Origin of the sequence: Butyrivibrio hungatei DSM 14810 (assembly GCF_900143205.1) — a bacterium.
GTDB lineage: Bacteria > Bacillota > Clostridia > Lachnospirales > Lachnospiraceae > Butyrivibrio > Butyrivibrio hungatei.
In genome coordinates this window covers 25,218-44,122 of sequence record NZ_FRDH01000008.1, presented here as the reverse complement: position 1 = coordinate 44,122, position 18,905 = coordinate 25,218, and the positions used below count along the sequence as shown (strand labels likewise).

At 39.0% G+C, this 18,905-nt stretch carries 15 protein-coding genes; 10 read left to right on the top strand and 5 right to left on the bottom strand.

Annotated features, from left to right (window positions below; genetic code table 11):
• Positions 1 to 9 precede the first annotated feature (9 nt).
• A complete protein-coding gene (locus tag BUA02_RS10275; protein ID WP_072703674.1) occupies positions 10 to 480 on the top strand; it encodes a GNAT family N-acetyltransferase in 471 nt (156 codons plus the stop codon).
• 55 nt (positions 481 to 535) lie between these two features.
• Here the strand turns inward: BUA02_RS10275 and BUA02_RS10270 are convergent, their stop codons facing one another.
• From BUA02_RS10270 to iorA, 4 genes are read right to left on the bottom strand one after another with little or no spacing between them, the layout of a single operon-like run.
• On the bottom strand, positions 536 to 970 hold the full coding sequence (locus tag BUA02_RS10270) for an ACT domain-containing protein (RefSeq protein ID WP_071176037.1): 435 nt from the start codon (positions 968 to 970) through the stop codon (positions 536 to 538).
• Positions 971 to 1,007: 37 nt separating this feature from the next.
• Positions 1,008 to 2,309, bottom strand: coding sequence for a phenylacetate--CoA ligase family protein (locus BUA02_RS10265; protein ID WP_072703672.1), 1,302 nt, complete (start codon positions 2,307 to 2,309; stop codon positions 1,008 to 1,010).
• Positions 2,310 to 2,335: 26 nt separating this feature from the next.
• The gene (locus BUA02_RS10260) at positions 2,336 to 2,914 is read right to left on the bottom strand and encodes an indolepyruvate oxidoreductase subunit beta (RefSeq protein WP_072703671.1); all 579 of its coding nucleotides are present in this window, start codon (positions 2,912 to 2,914) and stop codon (positions 2,336 to 2,338) included.
• Between the two features lie 3 nt (positions 2,915 to 2,917).
• Entirely contained in the window at positions 2,918 to 4,672 is a 1,755-nt protein-coding gene (iorA, locus tag BUA02_RS10255) for an indolepyruvate ferredoxin oxidoreductase subunit alpha (protein WP_072703669.1), read from the bottom strand.
• 189 nt (positions 4,673 to 4,861) lie between these two features.
• Between iorA and BUA02_RS10250 the strand changes: the two genes are divergently transcribed.
• The 6 genes from BUA02_RS10250 to BUA02_RS10225 all read left to right on the top strand — a co-directional run bounded on the left by BUA02_RS10250 (position 4,862) and on the right by BUA02_RS10225 (position 13,787).
• Positions 4,862 to 6,496 carry a class I adenylate-forming enzyme family protein gene (locus tag BUA02_RS10250; protein WP_072703667.1) on the top strand — a complete coding sequence of 545 codons (1,635 nt, stop codon included), beginning with the start codon at positions 4,862 to 4,864 and terminating at the stop codon, positions 6,494 to 6,496.
• Between the two features lie 436 nt (positions 6,497 to 6,932).
• Complete coding sequence (locus BUA02_RS10245; protein WP_072703664.1) at positions 6,933 to 7,253, top strand: metal-sensing transcriptional repressor; 321 nt, start codon at positions 6,933 to 6,935, stop codon at positions 7,251 to 7,253.
• Positions 7,254 to 7,267: 14 nt separating this feature from the next.
• The gene (locus BUA02_RS10240) at positions 7,268 to 9,865 is read left to right on the top strand and encodes a heavy metal translocating P-type ATPase (RefSeq protein WP_072703661.1); all 2,598 of its coding nucleotides are present in this window, start codon (positions 7,268 to 7,270) and stop codon (positions 9,863 to 9,865) included.
• A 29-nt stretch (positions 9,866 to 9,894) separates the two neighbouring features.
• Positions 9,895 to 10,332 (top strand): dUTP diphosphatase, encoded by a 438-nt coding sequence (locus BUA02_RS10235; RefSeq protein WP_072703658.1) that lies wholly within the window; start codon positions 9,895 to 9,897, stop codon positions 10,330 to 10,332.
• An 82-nt stretch (positions 10,333 to 10,414) separates the two neighbouring features.
• On the top strand, positions 10,415 to 11,878 hold the full coding sequence (gene gltX, locus BUA02_RS10230) for a glutamate--tRNA ligase (RefSeq protein WP_072703655.1): 1,464 nt from the start codon (positions 10,415 to 10,417) through the stop codon (positions 11,876 to 11,878).
• A complete protein-coding gene (locus tag BUA02_RS10225; protein WP_143147410.1) occupies positions 11,868 to 13,787 on the top strand; it encodes an ATP-dependent helicase in 1,920 nt (639 codons plus the stop codon). The genes gltX and BUA02_RS10225 overlap by 11 nt, the downstream gene beginning before the upstream one ends.
• On the opposite strand, the gene BUA02_RS10220 is transcribed toward BUA02_RS10225, so the two are convergent.
• On the bottom strand, positions 13,718 to 14,080 hold the full coding sequence (locus tag BUA02_RS10220; protein ID WP_083385809.1) for a DUF1292 domain-containing protein: 363 nt from the start codon (positions 14,078 to 14,080) through the stop codon (positions 13,718 to 13,720). The two genes, BUA02_RS10225 and BUA02_RS10220, sit on opposite strands and share 70 nt — an antisense overlap.
• Positions 14,081 to 14,255: 175 nt before the next feature.
• Here BUA02_RS10220 and BUA02_RS10215 point away from each other — a divergent pair, with 175 nt between their 5' ends.
• From BUA02_RS10215 to miaB, 3 genes are read left to right on the top strand one after another with little or no spacing between them, the layout of a single operon-like run.
• On the top strand, positions 14,256 to 16,202 hold the full coding sequence (locus BUA02_RS10215; protein WP_072703649.1) for an alpha-amylase family glycosyl hydrolase: 1,947 nt from the start codon (positions 14,256 to 14,258) through the stop codon (positions 16,200 to 16,202).
• A complete protein-coding gene (gene pepT, locus BUA02_RS10210; protein WP_072703646.1) occupies positions 16,199 to 17,443 on the top strand; it encodes a peptidase T in 1,245 nt (414 codons plus the stop codon). The genes BUA02_RS10215 and pepT overlap by 4 nt, the downstream gene beginning before the upstream one ends.
• A 3-nt stretch (positions 17,444 to 17,446) precedes the next feature.
• Positions 17,447 to 18,889, top strand: coding sequence for a tRNA (N6-isopentenyl adenosine(37)-C2)-methylthiotransferase MiaB (miaB, locus tag BUA02_RS10205; RefSeq protein ID WP_072703643.1), 1,443 nt, complete (start codon positions 17,447 to 17,449; stop codon positions 18,887 to 18,889).
• Positions 18,890 to 18,905: the final 16 nt, after the last annotated feature.

The following is an 18,905-nucleotide window of genomic DNA, read 5'->3' as shown; positions in this document are numbered from 1 at the left end:
AAAAATAATATGAATATTAGAAGAGCAGAAACAAAGGATATAGACAGAATTTTGGAGCTTCTTAGCCAGGTTCTTGAGATACACGCAAGGATTCGTCCAGATATCTTTATATCAGGAACTACCAAGTATACTAAAGAAGAGTTGTCAGAAATTTTAATTGATGATAATAGACCCGTGTATGTGGGAACAGACGATAAAGGTGCAGTGATTGGCTATGCTTTTTGCGTATTAAAAGAGCAGCCTTTTACCACCACAATGGTGCCATTTAAATCTCTTTATATTGATGACCTTTGTGTAGATGAAAATGCTAGAGGTAATCATGCGGGAAAAGAGCTCTTTGAGTTCGTAAAAAGGGAAGCAAAAAGGCTTGGTTGTTATGAGGTCAATTTAAATGTTTGGGAAGGAAATGAAAGTGCCAGAGCATTTTATGAAAGAATGGGTATGAAAGTAAAAGAAACCCAGATGGAATTCATATTATAAAATTAACCCTTGTATGCTTATCACAAGCGTACAAGGGTTTTGCTTTTTTATTTGGTTAGATTGATTCAATGTCTTCCTGAGTTAGTATCTTTACGCCTTTGCCGTTTAGTTTGGCTTCAGCTGCCTTTGTATCAGATACTCTAAATATCATGTAGGCGTGGTCTGTGTTTTTGCCGCCAGTAAAGGCGTACATGTACTCAATGTTGACCTCGGCGTCATCGAAGTTTTCTAAAAGCTTATCAAGTCCGCCTGCTTCATCTGGAATCTCAATAGCAAGTACTGGTGTAAGGCTTGCTACAAAGTTATGCTCCTTAAGTGTGTTGACTGCTGACATGGCATCGTCTACAACAAGTCTTGCAATACCAAAATCCTTGGTCTCAGCAAGAGAAGTGGCGCGCATGTTGATCTTGTTGGCTGCAAGAACGCCAGTCATTTTCTTTAAGGTTCCAGGCTTATTTTCAAGAAATACAGAAATCTGCATTATACTCATGATCGTCCCTCCGTGATCTAATTAGATTATATCATATTCAGATCTTTCTCTTATCAATAACTCTTACGGCTTTTCCTTCACTTCTGGCAATGGATTTTGGAGCCATAAGCGAAACTTTGGCTTTGATTCCAAGCATTGATTTAAGGTCATCTACGAGCTTTTTCTGATTTTCTTCGATTTCACCTACATTATCTGTAAACTTTTCTGGAGTCATTTCTACCTGAACATCAAGGGTGTCAGTATTGTTTACTCTATCTACAACGATCTGATAGTTAGCGGCATAGCCATTATTTAAAAGAACTGTTTCAATTTGGCTAGGGAATACATTTACGCCACGGATTATCAGCATGTCATCAGATCTACCCATAGGCTTAGCCATTTTGACATGAGTTCTTCCACAGGAGCATTTTTCTCTGGTTAGACGGCAGATGTCTCTTGTGCGATAACGTATCATTGGGAAAGCCTCTTTGTCCACAGCAGTAAATACAAGCTCGCCTTGTGATCCTTCTGGCAGGACTTCTTCTGTATCAGGATCAATGATCTCTGCAATGAAGTGGTCTTCATTTATATGCATTCCATTTTGTTCTGAACATTCAAAAGCAACACCTGGACCTGAAAGCTCTGTAAGACCATAGATGTCATAGGCTTTGATGCCTAATGATTTTTCGATATCATGGCGCATTTCCTCGCTCCATGCTTCAGCACCAAAGATTCCAGCCTTTAAAGGAATATCATCTGGCTTGTAGCCAAGCTCTTTAAACCTTTCTGCAAGGTATGCTGCATAGCTAGGAGTGCAGCAAAGAAGAGTAGCCTTGAGGTCGTTGATGAACATGATCTGTCTGTCGGTGTTTCCTGAACTTGTGGGAACAGTAAGGCATCCAACCTTGTGTGAACCGCCATGAAGACCAGCTCCTCCAGTAAATAGGCCATATCCATAAGATACCTGACAGACGTCTTCATCTGTTATGCCTGCTGCCATGATAGCTCTTGCGCAGCAATCCTCCCAAAGGTCTACGTCATGCTGTGTATAGAAAGCGATGACTCTTTTACCTGTTGTACCAGAAGTTGAATGGATCCTTACGCAGTCCTTTTGAGGAACTCCAAGAAGTCCAGTTGGATATGCGTCTCGGAGATCTTTTTTAGACAAAAATGGGAGCTTGTGAAGATCATCAACTGACTTGATATCATCAGGAGTTACTCCTTTTTCTTCCATTTTCTTTCTGTAATATGGGACGTTATCCCATACATGCTTAACTTGTTTAACCAGCTTTTCGCTTTGAATCCTTCGAATTTCTTCGTAGGGAGCGCATTCTATTTCTTTTTGATAATACCTTTCCATAGTTTTGACCTCTCTGCAGCTGTAATTTAGTTTGTTGCGTTTTTACCAAGCTCAAAGGCTTTTTTATTCATATCAAGGAACTTGGCTGGAACATTTGCTTCAAGTGAAGCCATCCATGCTTCATCTGGTAGATCAAAGTAATGAGAAAGCCTTCCAAGTAAGACAATATTAACAGCTTTTGCTGAACCAGCCTCTGTTGCAAGGGCCAGGCAGTCGAGAGCGTCGACATTTGCGCCTGTTGCTTTTAATTTGTCTACAAGGTTTTCGGGATAGTCTGCAGCACCTGTTATAACTGGCATTGGATCTATCTGCTGAGTGTTGGTAACAATCTGTCCGTCCTTTTTAAGATATTGAAGCCATCTTGCGGCTTCTAATATTTCAAAAGAAACTATGTAGTCAGCTTCGCCTTTATCAATAACAGGAGAGTAGACTTTATCACCATATCTTACATAGGTAACAACTGATCCGCCTCTTTGAGACATACCGTGAACCTCAGAAACCTTTACGTCATATCCCTGATTCATTAAGAGGTGTCCAAGTAATTTGCTTGCAAGTAGTGATCCCTGGCCGCCTACGCCAACGATCATTATATTTTTTGTCTCCATAACTTAGGCCTCCCTTCCTGCATTTTCTAACGCATTCATGCCGCAAAGCTGGCTACATACATTACAGCCAACACATAGTGTAGTGTCGATCTTTGCTTTTCCATTTTTAACTGTAATAGCAGGACAGCCAATTCTCATACAGGATTTGCAGCCTACACACTTATTTTCGTTAACCTTAAGAGGTGGGTTATGCTTAACATATTTAAGTAAAGCACAAGGTCTTCTTGATATGATAACTGAAGGAGCCTCGGTGTTTAATTCTTCTTTGAGCACTGTGTCGCATTGTTTTAAGTCATAAGGATCAACAACTCGTACTCTTTCAAAGCCCATGGCTCTGCAAAGTGCCTCAAGATCGATCTTGCCAGCAGGATCACCTTTGATGTTGTAGCCAGTTGTTGGATTTTGCTGATGTCCAGTCATTCCGGTTATGGAGTTATCAACGATGATGATGGTTGAGTTTGACTGGTTATAAGCAACGTTGGCAAGGCCTGTCATACCGGAGTGCATAAATGTTGAATCACCGATAACAGCAACAGTTTTCTTTTCACTTTCTTTGCCTCTAACTTTATTAAAGCCATGAAGAGCACCAATTGATGCACCCATGCAAAGAGTCATTTCGATTGCGCCAAGAGGTGGAACGGCGCCGAGGGTATAACAACCAATGTCGCCAAGAACTGTGCAGTTATTCTTTTTAAGAGTGTAAAAGAGTCCTCTGTGAGGGCAGCCTGCACACATAACAGGAGGTCTGTTTGGAATATCCTCATCCAAAGAGATGCTTTCCTTTGTATCCTTTCCAAAGGCTTTAGCAACCAGGCTCTGAGAGAATTCGTCGATCATAGGAAGTAGCTCTTTACCTGATACAATAAGCCCAAGGTTCTTTACATGATTTTCAATGATAGGGTCAAGCTCCTCGACTACAAAGAGCTTATCTACCTTCAGAGCAAATTCTTTGATAAGAGTATCTGGAAGAGGATTGGTCATACCAAGCTTAAGTACAGATACGCTATCACCAAATACCTCTTTTACATACTGGTAAGATGTGGAAGCAGTAATGATTCCTATCTTTGTATCGCCCATTTCTATCCTGTTAAGTGGGCAGTTGTTTGCATATCTTATAAGATCTTTTGTACGTTTCTCAACGATAGGATGGCGCTTTTTAGCATTTCCTGGCATCATAACGTACTTAGCAATATTTTTTTCGTATGGAAAATCTGGAACAGTTCTTTCTCCCGTTTCTACTAGGGACTGAGAGTGTGCTACTCTTGTGCACATCTTAAGAAGTACAGGAGTGTCGAATTTTTCAGAGATATCAAAGGCAAGCTTGGTAAATTCAAGAGCTTCCTTTGAATCAGATGGTTCTATCATTGGAACTTTGGCAGCTATGGCGTGGTGTCTTGAATCCTGCTCGTTCTGAGATGAGTGCATACCAGCATCATCGGAAACGTCGATTACAAGACCTGCGTTAACACCAGTGTAAGACATGGTGTACAGTGGATCAGCTGCTACATTAAGACCTACATGTTTTTGAGCGCAAAAAGATCTGCGGCCGGCAAGAGAAGCGCCAAAAGCAGCTTCCATAGCAACCTTTTCATTTGGAGCCCATTCACAGTAAATTTCATCATATTTGGCGGCTTCCTCAGTAACCTCAGTACTAGGAGTACCAGGATAACTTGATATGAAGCATACGCCAGCTTCAAAAAGCCCACGAGCAACTGCTTTGTTGCCTAGCATGAGCTGCTTGCCATTGTTACTTGTCATGAAAAAACCTCCCTACAAAACTTTTAATGGTTTAAAGCATTAAAGCTAATCTTACTATAGAATAATAGAAAAAAACACTAAAGTCAAAAGGAAAATCACAGATTATTTGACCTTTTGCACAAAAATCTTTATACTATACTTTAACGCGTTAATGCACGTTAGAGAAGAATTTCTTTTTGGGAGGATGCAATGCCGATTACAGATCTACTTGAGAGAAATTGCAAATTATATGGGGATGAGATTGCTCTGGTTGAGATAAATCCTGAGATCAGGGAAGAGCAAAGAGTTACATGGAAGGAATATGAGCTGATCCAGCCTACACAGACATCTTATTACAGAAGACAGATCACTTGGTCTGTATTTGATGAGAAAGCCAACAGAGTAGCAAATATGCTCATGGAAAGAGGAATCAAAAAGGGACAGAAGTGCGCAATTCTTTTGATGAACTGCCTTGAGTGGCTTCCAATCTATTTTGGTATCTTAAAGTCTGGTGCTGTAGCAGTTCCATTAAACTTTAGATTTACAGCTGAAGAGATTGATTATTGCTTGAAGGCTTCAGATTCTGATGTTTTGTTTTATGGACCTGAGTTTATTGGCAGAATTGAAGATATTGCAGAAAAGCTTAAGAAAGAGATGCTTCTTTACTACGTTGGTGATCAGTGTCCTTCTTATGCTGAAGATTATTACAAACAGGTCTCAAATAGTTCATCTGTTGCGCCCAGAGTCCTTGTAGAAGACAAGGATGATGCAGCTATTTATTTTTCATCCGGTACAACAGGCTTTCCTAAGGCTATTTTACATATTCATACTGCTCTTATGCAGTCTGCCAAGATGGAAGCTATCCATCACGAGACAACTCACGAAGATAATTTCCTTTGCATTCCACCTTTATATCACACAGGTGCCAAAATGCACTGGTTTGGATCTTTATATACCGGAAGTAGAGCGGTTCTTTTGAAAGGTAATTCTCCTGAATCTATATTTAGAGCAGTTTCTGAGGAACATTGCACTATAGTGTGGCTCTTGGTACCTTGGGCACAGGATATTCTGGCTGCTCTTGATTCTGGAAAGCTTAAGATCGAAGAATACAAGCTAAGTCAATGGAGGCTTATGCATATTGGTGCTCAGCCTATTCCACCAAGTCTTATTAAGAGATGGCTTGAGTATTTCCCACATCACAAATATGATACTAACTATGGACTTTCAGAATCTACAGGTCCAGGTTGCGTACATCTTGGTCTTGAGAATGTTCACAAGGTTGGCGCTATTGGTATTCCTGGATATGGCTGGAAAACAAAGATCGTTGATGAAGAGGGAAAAAATGTAACAAAGGGAGAAATCGGCGAGCTTTGCGTAAAGGGACCTGGAGTTATGGTCTGCTATTACAAAAACAAAGAGGCTACCGATGAGATACTCAAGGATGGATGGCTTTTTACTGGAGATATGGCAAAGGAAGATGAGGATGGATTTATCTTCCTGGTAGATAGAAAGAAGGATGTGATCATATCTGGTGGAGAGAATTTATATCCGGTACAGATTGAGTCATTCCTAATGAAGAATGATAAGATTCACGATGCGGCGGTCATAGGGCTTCCTGATTCAAGGCTTGGGGAGATTGCGGCGGCAATCATTCAGGTAAAGGAGGGAATGACTTTAACTGAGGATGAGGTTGATGCTTTCTGCGTTGATCTGCCTCGTTATAAGAGACCGCGAAAGATCATTTTTGATACGGTTCTTCGAAACCCAACCGGAAAGATCGACAAACCCAAACTTAGAGAAAAATATTGCGGCGACCATCTTGTTGAAAAGCAGAATCAGTCTTGAGAGGACGCTTGGGGATTTAAAATTTCGCCTGGAACTCCGATTGTTTTCGTCTGATACATTAACATTCAAATAACCCTAAAAGATTTATTTCACGTTGTTCAAAGAATAAATCTTTTTAGGGTTATTTTCGTGTTATGTATCGACGACAAAAACAAAATCGTTCCAGTCAAAATCTTAAATCTCCCAAGCTGTTCTTTTAAGGCGGATGGTTGTGTTTATTAAATAAATAGTAAAGACGATGGATGGAGCGATAACGAATAAAAGTTGAAATGAGCATAATGAATAACTAATAAGATACAAATGAAAATAATAATTAAAAAATATATTTACAAATACCCCTAGGGGGTATATATTGATTGTACAAAATATAATAAAAGGTAAACTAAAAAGTGATACAATGTTGTTGTGATATTGATTTAGAATTTGAGGTGAAGATATGGGATGTCCTAAGTGTGAGAACAGGGAGAAAAGTGAAGAAGTTAAGCATAAAAAGAGGGATGATAAGGAATATAGGGATCTGCTGAACAGGCTTAAGAGGATTGAAGGACAGATAAGGGGTATTGAGAGTATGATCGAGAATGATGCCTACTGTACTGATGTCTTGATGCAGGTTGTTGCGGCTAGAAGTGCTCTTAGCAGCTTTTCGAAGGTTCTTTTGGCAAATCATATTAAGAGCTGTGTTACAGATGATATCAAGGCTGGCAAGGAAGAAACTGTTGATGAACTTGTTGAACTGTTACAGAAGATGATGAAGTAATAAAAGGAAAAAAGATGGATAAATACATGGTAACTGGCATGAGCTGTGCTGCATGTCAGGCGAGAGTTGAAAAAGCAGTTAAAGAGGTGGATGGCGTCACTAGTTGCAGCGTTAATCTTCTTACTAATTCTATGGGCGTCGAAGGAAATGTCCCGAAGGAAAAGATTATTAAAGCTGTTGAAGATGCTGGCTATGGTGCAAAACTTATGGATGATATTGGAAATGAGTCTTCAGCTATGGATTTTTCCAGAGAGGAAGAGATATTAAAGGATAGGGAGACTCCACTTCTTAAAAGAAGACTTATATTATCAATAGGATTTCTATTGGTGTTAATGTATTTTTCCATGGGACATATGATGTTTAAATTTCCTTTGCCAGCGTTTTTTTCAGGAAATCCTGTAGCAAATGGAATTATTCAGATGATTCTGGCAATTATTGTCATGACTATCAACAGGAAGTTTTTTATCAGTGGATTTAAGGGCCTTGTTCATAGGGCACCTAATATGGATACACTGGTTGCTCTTGGAAGCTCTGCATCATTTATATATAGCCTTGCAGCTCTTTTGCTTATGACAGATGCTGCTATAAAGGGAAATATAGAAAAAGCGTTTGCATTTAGTCATGAGTTTTATTTCGAATCAGCGGCTATGATAGTTACGCTTATTACTGTAGGTAAGATGCTTGAAGCCATGAGTAAAGGCAGGACCACTGATGCTATAAAGGGGCTTATGAAGCTTGCTCCAAAGACGGCAACTATAATTAAGGCAGATGGCACTGAAAAGACTGTAGCTATAGATGAAGTTAAGATCGGTGACATTTTTGTTGTTAGGCCTGGAGAAAATATACCTATAGACGGTATCGTAATAGAGGGTAACAGCTCAGTTGATGAATCTGCCCTTACAGGTGAGAGTATTCCTTGTGATAAATACGAGGGTGATGAAGTATCTGCAGCCACAATAAATCAATCGGGATTTATTAAGTGCAGAGCCACCAGAGTTGGAAGAGATACAACACTTTCTCAGATCATACAGATGGTAAGCGATGCTGCTGCCACTAAGGCTCCAATTGCCAAGATCGCTGATAAGGTATCAGGTATATTTGTACCAACAGTTATAGGAATAGCGCTTATTACGATCATAGTCTGGATGATACTTGGCGAAGATTTTGGCTTTGCTCTTTCGAGAGGAATAGCAGTTCTTGTTATCAGCTGCCCATGTGCTCTTGGACTTGCAACACCTGTTGCCATCATGGTAGGTAACGGTATTGGAGCTAGAAATGGTATTATGTTTAAGACTGCAGCTTCTCTTGAAAATGCTGGTAAAACTCAGATAGTTGCCCTTGATAAAACAGGAACTATCACAAAAGGCGAACCTGTTGTAACAGATGTCTTTTCAGCGGATTCAATTTCAAAGAGCGGTTATACATGCAGTAATTATTCATCCTTTGATGATGAGCTTTTGGTACTAGCTGGTCTACTTGAGTCAAAGAGTGAGCATCCTCTTGCTAAGGCTATTGTTAAGCATATAAATGATCTTCATATAGAATTTGATGAAGATATTGTTGATTTCAGGGCTGTTTTTGGAAAGGGACTTGAAGCAAAGCTTGGAGATAGTATCATTAGAGGTGGTAACATGGAATTTATCAGCTCTTATGCAAGGATTCAAGGTGAGATGCTTGAAAAAGCTGATTCCTATGCATCTGAAGGAAAGACTCCAATGTTCTTTTCAAGAGATAATAAGCTTATTGGTATAATTGCAGTTGCTGATACCATCAAGGAAGATTCAGAAAAAGCCATTTCCGAACTTAAGAATATGGGCATTAAGGTTGTGATGCTCACTGGAGACAATGAAAAGACTGCAACTGCCATTGGTAAAAAAGCAGGAGTTGATGAAATCTTTGCTGAGATCATGCCTGATGGAAAGGCTAAGGTCATTGACAGACTTAGTAAATGTGGCAAGGTGGCCATGGTAGGTGATGGAATAAATGATGCACCAGCCCTTACTATTGCAGATACAGGAATTGCGATTGGAGCAGGTACTGATATAGCAATCGATGCGGCTGATGTTGTTCTTATGAAGAGTAGTCTTCTTGACGTAGCAGGTGCTATAAGGCTTTCAAGAAAGACTCTTAAGAATATTTACGAGAACCTGTTCTGGGCATTTTTCTATAATGTAATAGGAATTCCCCTTGCAGCAGGCTGTTATATCAAGCTCTTTGGTTGGGCACTTAGTCCAATGTTTGGAGCTGCTGCAATGAGTTTATCCAGCTTTTTCGTAGTGATGAATGCTCTAAGGCTTAACCTTGCAGATATTTATGACTCTTCAAAGGATTGTAAAAAAGTTAATTCTTTAAATATTGATAATGTCAAAAAAGAAATAAAAATAGATTTGGAGGAAAACAAAATGACAAAGAAGATGATGATCGAAGGAATGATGTGTGCTCACTGCGAGGCAAATGTTAAGAAGGCACTTGAAGCTCTAGAAGGAGTAGAAAATGCTCAGGTTAGCCATGAAAAGGGCGAAGCTATCGTAAGTTTGTCAGCAGAGGTAGATAATGATATCCTTAAAAAGGCCGTTGAAGATAAGGACTATAAAGTAACAAGCATTGACTGATGCGGCACAAATTGTTAGTGGGAGAAAGTATGGAAAAGAAGATTAAGATCAAATATTTTAACGATGATATCGTAAGACTTGAATACATTGATGGGAAGTCAGATTGGATCGACTTAAGAAGCGCTGAGGATGTAGACCTTAAGCAGGGTGAGTTTCACCTGATCCCTCTTGGTGTTGCCATGGAGATTCCAGAAGGCTATGAAGCTCATGTGGTTCCAAGAAGTTCAACCTACAAGAATTTTGGAGTGATTCAGGCTAATCACATGGGAGTTATCGATCATTCCTATTGCGGAGACAATGACCAGTGGTTTGTTCCTGTAATTGCTATGAGAGACACTCACATTAGCTTTAACGATAGAATTTGCCAGTTCAGGATCATGGAAAATCAGCCACATATCCTTTTTGAAGAATGTGACCACTTAGAAGGCGCAGACAGAGGCGGATTTGGTTCTACCGGAACAAAATAATATTGGCATTGAAAAAATATTTTCAAACATTATAATAGTAATTTGTTGAAAAAATTATTTAAAGATTATGAATGGAGCGAAAATGGTTAAGATTCGTACTAGATATGCACCAAGTCCTACAGGACGTATGCATGTTGGAAATTTAAGAACTGCTCTTTATGCTTATCTTATTTCAAAGCATGAGGGTGGAGATTACATTCTTAGAATTGAGGATACAGACCAGGAGAGATTCGTAGAAGGTGCTACTGAGATCATCTATCAGACACTTAAGGATACTGGTCTTGTTCATGATGAAGGTCCAGACATCGGAGGACCAGTTGGCCCATATGTTCAGAGTGAGAGACAGAAGGCTGGAATATATATGAAGTATGCCAAGGAACTTATAGATAAGGGTGAGGCATATTATTGTTTCTGTGATGAAGAGAGACTTAAGACTCTTGTTCAGAAGATCGAGGTTGATGGTGAAGTTAAAGAGATCAGTGTATATGACAAGCACTGTCTTCACCTTTCAAAAGAGGAAGTTGAGAAGAATCTTGCAGAGGGCAAGCCTTTTGTTATCAGACAGAACAACCCTACAGAGGGCACAACTACATTCCATGATGAGCTTTATGGAGATGTTAGCGTTGAGAACAAAGAGCTTGATGATATGATCCTTATTAAGTCTGACGGATATCCTACTTACAACTTTGCAAATGTTGTAGATGACCACCTTATGGGAATCACACACGTTGTAAGAGGTAATGAGTATATCTCATCATCACCAAAGTACAACAGACTTTATGATGCATTTGGATGGGAAGTACCTAAGTACATTCACTGCCCACTTATCACAGATGAAGATCACCACAAGCTTTCAAAGAGATCAGGTCACTCATCATTTGAGGATCTTATCGAGCAGGGATTCTTACCAGAGGCAGTAGTTAACTTTGTAGCACTTCTTGGTTGGTCTCCAGATGACAACCAGGAGATCATGAGCCTTGAGGATCTTATCAAAAAGTTTGATTATAAGAGGATCAACAAGTCTCCTGCAGTATTTGATTATACAAAGCTTAAGTGGATGAATGGTGAATACATGAAGGCTATGGATGATGACAAGTTCTTTGAGCTTGCTAAGCCATACCTTGAGAAAGCTATCACAAAGGATTATGACCTTAAGAAGATTGCCAATATGGTCAAGACACGTATTGAGATCTGGCCTGATATTGAGCCTATGGTTGATTTCTTCAATGAGCTTCCTGAGTATGATACAGCTATCTATACTCACAAGAAGATGAAGACTAACGAAGAGACTTCTCTTGCAGTATTAAAAGAGGTACTTCCACTTTTTGAAGCACATGATGATTATACAAATGATTCTTTATATGCACTTCTTACAGACTATATCAAGTCTCATGAATACAAGAATGGCTATGTTCTCTGGCCAGTACGTATTGCTGTTTCTGGTAAGGAGATGACTCCTTGCGGAGCTACAGAACTTATGGAAGTTATTGGTAAGGAAGAGACCATTAAGAGAATCAAAAAAGGAATTGAATTACTTGAGAAATAATTTGCCTAAGGGCAATGCCGCACAGCTTATGGCTATAAACCATGTAGATGGCCCCGCAATGGTTCTTGCGGGGCCTGGAAGCGGCAAAACCTTTGTTATTGTTGAGAGACTAAGGTGCCTTATTGAAGAACACAAGATTGAACCTTCTTCAATTTTAGTCATTACATTTACCAAGGCAGCTGCACTTGAGATGCAGCACAGATTTTTAAAGATCACGGATAGTTCTTATCCAGATGTGAATTTTGGAACATTTCATTCATGTTTTTACCAGATAATTCGCTGGGCTAATTCCAAAAGAAAAATTGATATAGCAAGTGAGAGTTTTAAATATAAGCTGATTTCTGATATTTTGCATTCCTTATCAGTTTCTGATAACAGGATAAAAGCAGAGCTTGAACTTGGAGATGATATAGTAAGGGATGTTATTTCTGAAATCTCCAGGATCAAAAACAGCGGTCTATCAGCAGCTGATTGCGATAAATCCTTTGCTTTTTCTAGCTCTTTTCACCTGATAATCAAAAAGTACAGTGCTCTAATGGATGAGTTTAACAAGATAGATTTTGATGACATGATACTTATGTGCAGGGATAGCTTATTAAATGATGGAGAACTATTAAGAAAATGCAGAGAAAAATATAGATTTTTCCTTGTGGATGAGTATCAGGATATAAATAAAATGCAGTTTGACGTTCTGTCACTGCTTTGCGGGGATGAAAATAATCTTTTTGTTGTAGGTGATGATGATCAGTCCATATATGGCTTTAGGGGTTCTGATCCAGGACTCATGCTTGGGTTTAATGATTTTTATGCGGCAAAGAATATACAGCCTAAGATAATTAATCTAAATATAAATTACAGGTGCGGAAAAAAGATACTTGATTGTTCAAAACTTGTCATAGAGCAAAACACTGAAAGATTTAAAAAAGAGATACATGCTGATAAAAAAGGCATTGATGGAAAAATTCTTCCGCTCATATATTCGACTAAAGAAAAAGAGTGCGAAGCTTTGAAAAGGTTCCTTTTGGCAAACATGGATGATCTTTCTGAAATTGCCATAATCTGCAGAACTAATGCTCAGTGTGGTCAATATGCAGCGTTTCTTAAAAAGAACGGTATTAAGACTAACCTCGATGATAGGAAAATGGCCTTTTATGAGTGCGAGGGTGTTAGAGTTTTGCTAAGTTACTTATCTTTTGCTTATTTGGGCCATAAAAGAGAGGACTACCTAAAGATCATAAACAAGCCTCTTCGGTTCATAACAAGAGAAACGGCTGCTAAAGAAAATGTGTCTGAGGGAGATGTCCTTAGATTTTATACTGGGAATTTAAAAATGCAAAGGACTGCTTCAATGTTTTTTAAGCAGATCAATATGATAAGTCACTTAAGGCCTGGTCTCGCAGTTAGATATTTAAGAAAAGACATAGGTATCGATAAGCTTTATCAAAAGGATATGGATAAGCTTGATGAGCTTGAAAAGGTTGCAAGGGAATATGTTGATGTAAAGAAGCTTTTGAAAGATCTAAACGCCTTGATCGATGAGTCTTTTGAAAACAAAAAGAAGACAAGTAAGAAATGTGAAAGAACTGTAAATATAATAACGATGCATGGTTCTAAGGGCCTTGAATATAAAGCAGTATGGATACCTTCCATAAATGAAGGGATCATTCCCTCTAGATCAGCCCTTACCCAAAAACAGATAGAAGAAGAGCGCCGAATGCTCTATGTAGCTATGACAAGGGCAAAACAGGCGCTCATAATGTCTTATTTGGCTGGTACAAAGGAAAATCCAATGCTACCATCTAGATTTTTAAGACCTATCAGGTCTTTGTGGGAAGAAAATTATTCTTCGCCGTCTAAACCTTCCTCTGGAAGCTCCACAAGTTCATCGAACTCAACATCATCAAGATAAAGATCGAAAGCTTCTGATACAGCTTCATATTCTGCATCATCACTAATATAGCCAAGTTCTGGTTCCTTGTCTGATCCATCCCAGATGAATTCATAAAACCAAACGTTTCCGTCGTGATTCTGTCCGTTTTTATCAAGTGGAAGAAGAACAATATAATCTTTCTCATTAACTGTAAGAACGATCATAATAGCACAATTAACAACTTCGCCATGATCGAGCTCTATTTCAACAGTCTCCTGATCGCCGTTTTCTATTCTGGTGTTCATCTCAGTTGCAATCTTTGAAAACTCCATAAAAATCCTCCTGAATAAGTTTTTCATTACTTAGTGTCATTATAGCACAGCTCACCTGTATATGAGAACAGATTTAATATGGGAATAGTGCATATATACTAAATTTGTGATAAAATAATAAGACTTGTGAGGATTTTTAAATTAGGGATAATTTACTTTTTACCAGGAGCTAAAAATGCAGGCTAATACATTAAAGATTGCTAGTGAAAAGCCTTATCCATTAGGCTGTTATATAGATTATGACAAATCTCTTGTGGTTCGCACTGTGTTTGACAAGTGTGACAGCTGCGGAATAACTCTTTATAGTTCTGATGGCGACGAGGATCTTAGTATTGAACTTCCTAAAACTATCAAAAGAGGAAATATCTATTCTGCAAGGATATCAGGAATAGACAATATTGATAAATACACGTCCTACAATTATTTTGAGGATGATTCCTTTTTCTGTAATTCTTATTCCAAGCATCTTATAGGTTTAGAGAGCTTTGGCAAGGATGTTCCAGACAGCGATATCAGAGCCAAGCTTGATAACAGATCAACTCTTAAGGCTTCTGAGTTTGCTTTTGACTGGGAAAGCGATTCTTTTCCTGAGATTCCTTATGAAGACAGCTTTGTATACCTTATGCATGTGAGAGGCTTTACCAAGGCTTCAAGCTCTGGTGTTGCCCATGGTCATAGAGGAACTTTTATGGGAATTCTTGATAAGCTTCCATATCTCAAGGAACTTGGCGTTACAACTATTGAGCTGATGCCGGCTTATGAGATGAATGAAATCGAGAACCCTTCCAAGATCAGGGGAAATAAAGTGTTAGGAGACCTGATCTATTCTAAGGATGGAAGTATTTCCAATAAGAGCGCTGTAAAGCCAAGGCTGAATTTCTGGGGCTACAAAAAGGGCTATTACTTTGCTCCTAGAACAGCTTATTGTGCTGATCCATCTGATTGTGAGAATGAGTTTAAGACTTTGGTAAAAGAGCTTCATAAAAATGGTATTGAAGTTATCATGCAGTTTTACTTTGAAGCTGATGAGAATGAAAGTCTTATTATAGATGCCCTTAGATACTGGAGATGTTCATATCACATTGATGGATTCCATTTGAAGGGAGCCCGTGTGCCAATGAGACTCATTACTAAGGAACCTCTTTTCACAGATGCCAAGATCTGGTACGACGGATTTGATTACTTTGATATCTATGGCTCAGATGAGCCTGAGAAACGCTATCTTGCTGAATATAATGGCAGATTCATGTATAACTGTCGAAGATTTTTAAAGAGCGATGACAATACAGCATCTGACTTTATGAATTCTATGATCAACAATGGTACTGACCACGGCGTAATCAATTATATCTGTGATTATGAAGGGTTTAGACTTGTTGACATGGTTTCCTATGAGCACAAGCACAACGAAGAAAACGGCGAAAACAATAAGGACGGAAATGACAATAACCTTACCTGGAACTGTGGTATTGAAGGCAGGACCAGAAAGCAGAGTATTTTGTCGCTTCGTAAAAAGCAGATGAAGAATATTCTGACCATGTTGTTTATGGCTCAGGGAACGCCTATGTTATTTAGCGGAGATGAATTTGGTAATTCTCAATCTGGTAATAACAATCCATACTGTCAGGACAACGAGATAGGATGGGTTGACTGGAAAGCCTTTGACAAGAATAAAGATATTTATGAATATATCAAACTTCTTGTAAAGATAAGAAAAGAAAACAGGATACTTCATGCAAGTAAGCCACTTAAGCTTATGGATTATACATCCTGTGGCTATCCTGATCTTTCATGTCATGGTAGAGATGCCTGGCGCCCGGATCTTTCTGGTCATAGTCATATGCTTGGTATGCTGTACTGCGGCATGTACGATGACAGGAAAAAGGATTCGCCATTTGTGTACGTTTGTTACAATATGCACTGGTTTGACGCTGAGATGGCGTTACCTAAAATGCCAGATGGTTATAAATGGGAGCTTATATGTGATACTGCCCAGGAAGATGTTAAGCCTAAAGAGATTACAAAAGAGCTTGAAACACTGCCTGACAGATCAGCCAGAATTTATATAGGTTCTAAGGACCCAAACTATAAACAAAAGAAAGAAGTGAGAAAAAAGAAATGAATAAGCCAGACGTAATTGAAAAATTCTTAAGATACGTTAAGATCGATACTCAGTCAGATGACACAACGGGTACATCTCCTTCAACTATGAAACAGCATGACCTTGCAAAGCTTCTTGTTTCTGAACTTAAGGAGATTGGCGCTTCAGACATCATATATGATGAAGACCATTGCTATGTATATGCAACTATTCCATCAAATATAAACGATGGTAAAGATAGACCAGCAATTGGTTTTATCTCACATATGGATACTTCTGATGAAGTAAGCGGCAAGAATGTTAAGCCTAGGATCGTTGAAAAGTACGATGGAAAGGACATTGTATTAAACGACAAGGAGAAAGTAATTCTTTCACCAATAGATTTTCCGGAGCTTTCAAATCATGTTGGAGAAGATCTTATCGTTACAGATGGAACAACACTTCTTGGAGCAGATGATAAGGCTGGTGTAGCCGAGATCATGACTATGGCAGAGATTCTTTTAACTAATCCTGACCTTCCTCATGGCGAGATCAAGATTGCATTTACTCCAGATGAAGAGATTGGAGCAGGTACAGCGTTTTTTGATGTTGCCAAATTTGGAGCCAAGTACGCTTATACAGTTGATGGCGGTAAGCTTGGAGACCTTGAATATGAGAACTTCAATGCAGCTAGTGGCAAGATAACTGTTCATGGCAGAAGCGTACATCCTGGCGATGCCAAGAACAAAATGATAAATGCAGCTCTTATCTGCTACGAATTCCATGCACTTTTACCTGTATTTATGAACCCTATGTACACCGAGGGAAGAGAGGGATTCTTCCACCTTACAGAGGTAAATGGAGGAACAGAGACTGCTACAGCTTCTTATATCATCAGAGACCATGACGAGAAGCTTTTTGCCCAGAAAAAAGAACTGTTTGTAAATGCAGCTGAGTATCTTAACAAGAAATATGGTGAGGGTGTTGTTGAAGTTACTGTAAAAGACCAGTATCGCAACATGATCGAGAAGATCCGTCCTCATATGCATCTTATTGACAATGCAAAAAAGGCTATGACCGATCTTGGTGTCACACCTCTTGAGTTTCCAATCAGAGGCGGCACAGATGGAGCAAGCCTTTCATATATGGGACTTCCTTGTCCTAACTTATGTACTGGCGGATACAATTATCATGGCAAGTACGAGTACGCATCAATTCAGGAAATGAGAAAGGTCGTTGATATTCTTCTTGGAATAGTAAACGCATATGGTAAAGAGTTTTAATTTATGAATATTTTAAATAGTAATAAAAGTGAAGTATTAGATAAAGAGAGCCTTCGTCAGCTTGAGTTTATTGAGAAGGCAAAGAGATATGTAGAAAATCTCAAAAAGCAGCTTGGAAGAACACCTACAGCCTGTGTTGTAACATTTGGCTGTCAGATGAATGCCAGAGATTCTGAAAAGCTTGTGGCTACACTTAAGCTTATTGGTTATGAAGAAACAGAATCAGAAAATGCTGATTTTGTCATCTATAACACCTGTACTGTAAGAGATAATGCAGACCAGAGAGTTCTTGGAAGACTTGGCGCATGCTCAAGTTACAAGAAAAAGAATCCTCATATGAAGATCGCTATCTGCGGATGTATGATGCAGGAGCAGTCAGCTGTTGAGAAGATTCAAAAGAGCTATAGATTTGTTGACCTTATCTTTGGAACACATAATATTTACAAGTTTGCTGAGCTTCTTTGCACATCATTTGAGTCAGATAGAATGATCATTGATATCTGGAAAGAAACTGACAAGATTGTAGAAGATCTTCCTGTTCTTCGTAAGTATCCTTTCAAATCTGGTGTAAATATCATGTTTGGCTGCAATAACTTCTGTACATATTGCATTGTTCCTTATGTTAGAGGTAGAGAGCGTTCCAGAAGCCCTAAGGATATCATAAGAGAGTGTGAGAAGCTTGCTAAGGATGGTGTTAAGGAAGTAATGCTCCTTGGCCAGAACGTAAACTCTTATGGACTTGATTTTAAAGATGATGATCCAAACAGAATCTCATTCCCGCAGCTTTTGGATGAAGTTACAAAGGTTGAAGGAATTGAGAGAGTTAGATTTATGACACCTCATCCAAAGGATCTTTCTGATGAGCTTATTGAGGTTATTGCTAAGAATCCTAAGATTGCAAGACATATCCATCTGCCACTTCAGTCTGGAAGTACAGAGATACTTCGAAGAATGAACCGCAGATACACAAAGGAAGCTTATCTTGAGCTTGTAGCCAAGATAAGAAAGAGACTTCCTGATGTGGCGCTTACAACAGATATTATCGTTGGATTCCCTGGGGAGACTCCGGCTGATGTTGATGAGACAATCGATGTTGTAAAGAAAGCCTCTTTTGATAATGCGTTTACTTTTATCTATTCAAAGCGAACAGGCACACCTGCTGCCGGCTTTGAAGATCAGGTACCAGAAGCAGAAGTAAAAGAGAATTTTGATAGACTTTTAAAAGTTGTACAGGAAACAGCAAGAAAGACTACTGAGAAATATCAGGGAATCACAGCATCTGTTCTTGTTGAAGGCGTAAATGAACACGATTCAAGCCTTCTTACTGGAAGACTTTCAAATAATACTTTAGTACATTTTCCTGGTGACGAAGGCCTTATTGGAAGTTTTGTAGACGTTAAGCTTACAGAGTGCCACGGATTTTACTTTATGGGAGAAATGGTTTAAGGGGGAATTTTGCCGT

Bases quoted from the DNA above. Each gene is read 5' to 3' on its own strand.
- pepT (WP_072703646.1), top strand. From the start codon at position 16,199: ATGAATAAGCCAGACGTAATTGAAAAATTCTTAAGATACGTTAAGATC.
- BUA02_RS10245 (WP_072703664.1), top strand. From the start codon at position 6,933: ATGGGATGTCCTAAGTGTGAGAACAGGGAGAAAAGTGAAGAAGTTAAG.
- BUA02_RS10270 (WP_071176037.1), bottom strand. From the start codon at position 970: ATGAGTATAATGCAGATTTCTGTATTTCTTGAAAATAAGCCTGGAACC.
- BUA02_RS10265 (WP_072703672.1), bottom strand. From the start codon at position 2,309: ATGGAAAGGTATTATCAAAAAGAAATAGAATGCGCTCCCTACGAAGAA.
- BUA02_RS10275 (WP_072703674.1), top strand. From the start codon at position 10: ATGAATATTAGAAGAGCAGAAACAAAGGATATAGACAGAATTTTGGAG.
- iorA (WP_072703669.1), bottom strand. From the start codon at position 4,672: ATGACAAGTAACAATGGCAAGCAGCTCATGCTAGGCAACAAAGCAGTT.
- BUA02_RS10250 (WP_072703667.1), top strand. From the start codon at position 4,862: ATGCCGATTACAGATCTACTTGAGAGAAATTGCAAATTATATGGGGAT.
- BUA02_RS10215 (WP_072703649.1), top strand. From the start codon at position 14,256: ATGCAGGCTAATACATTAAAGATTGCTAGTGAAAAGCCTTATCCATTA.
- BUA02_RS10260 (WP_072703671.1), bottom strand. From the start codon at position 2,914: ATGGAGACAAAAAATATAATGATCGTTGGCGTAGGCGGCCAGGGATCA.
- BUA02_RS10235 (WP_072703658.1), top strand. From the start codon at position 9,895: ATGGAAAAGAAGATTAAGATCAAATATTTTAACGATGATATCGTAAGA.
- BUA02_RS10220 (WP_083385809.1), bottom strand. From the start codon at position 14,080: ATGGAGTTTTCAAAGATTGCAACTGAGATGAACACCAGAATAGAAAAC.
- BUA02_RS10240 (WP_072703661.1), top strand. From the start codon at position 7,268: ATGGATAAATACATGGTAACTGGCATGAGCTGTGCTGCATGTCAGGCG.
- gltX (WP_072703655.1), top strand. From the start codon at position 10,415: ATGGTTAAGATTCGTACTAGATATGCACCAAGTCCTACAGGACGTATG.
- miaB (WP_072703643.1), top strand. From the start codon at position 17,447: ATGAATATTTTAAATAGTAATAAAAGTGAAGTATTAGATAAAGAGAGC.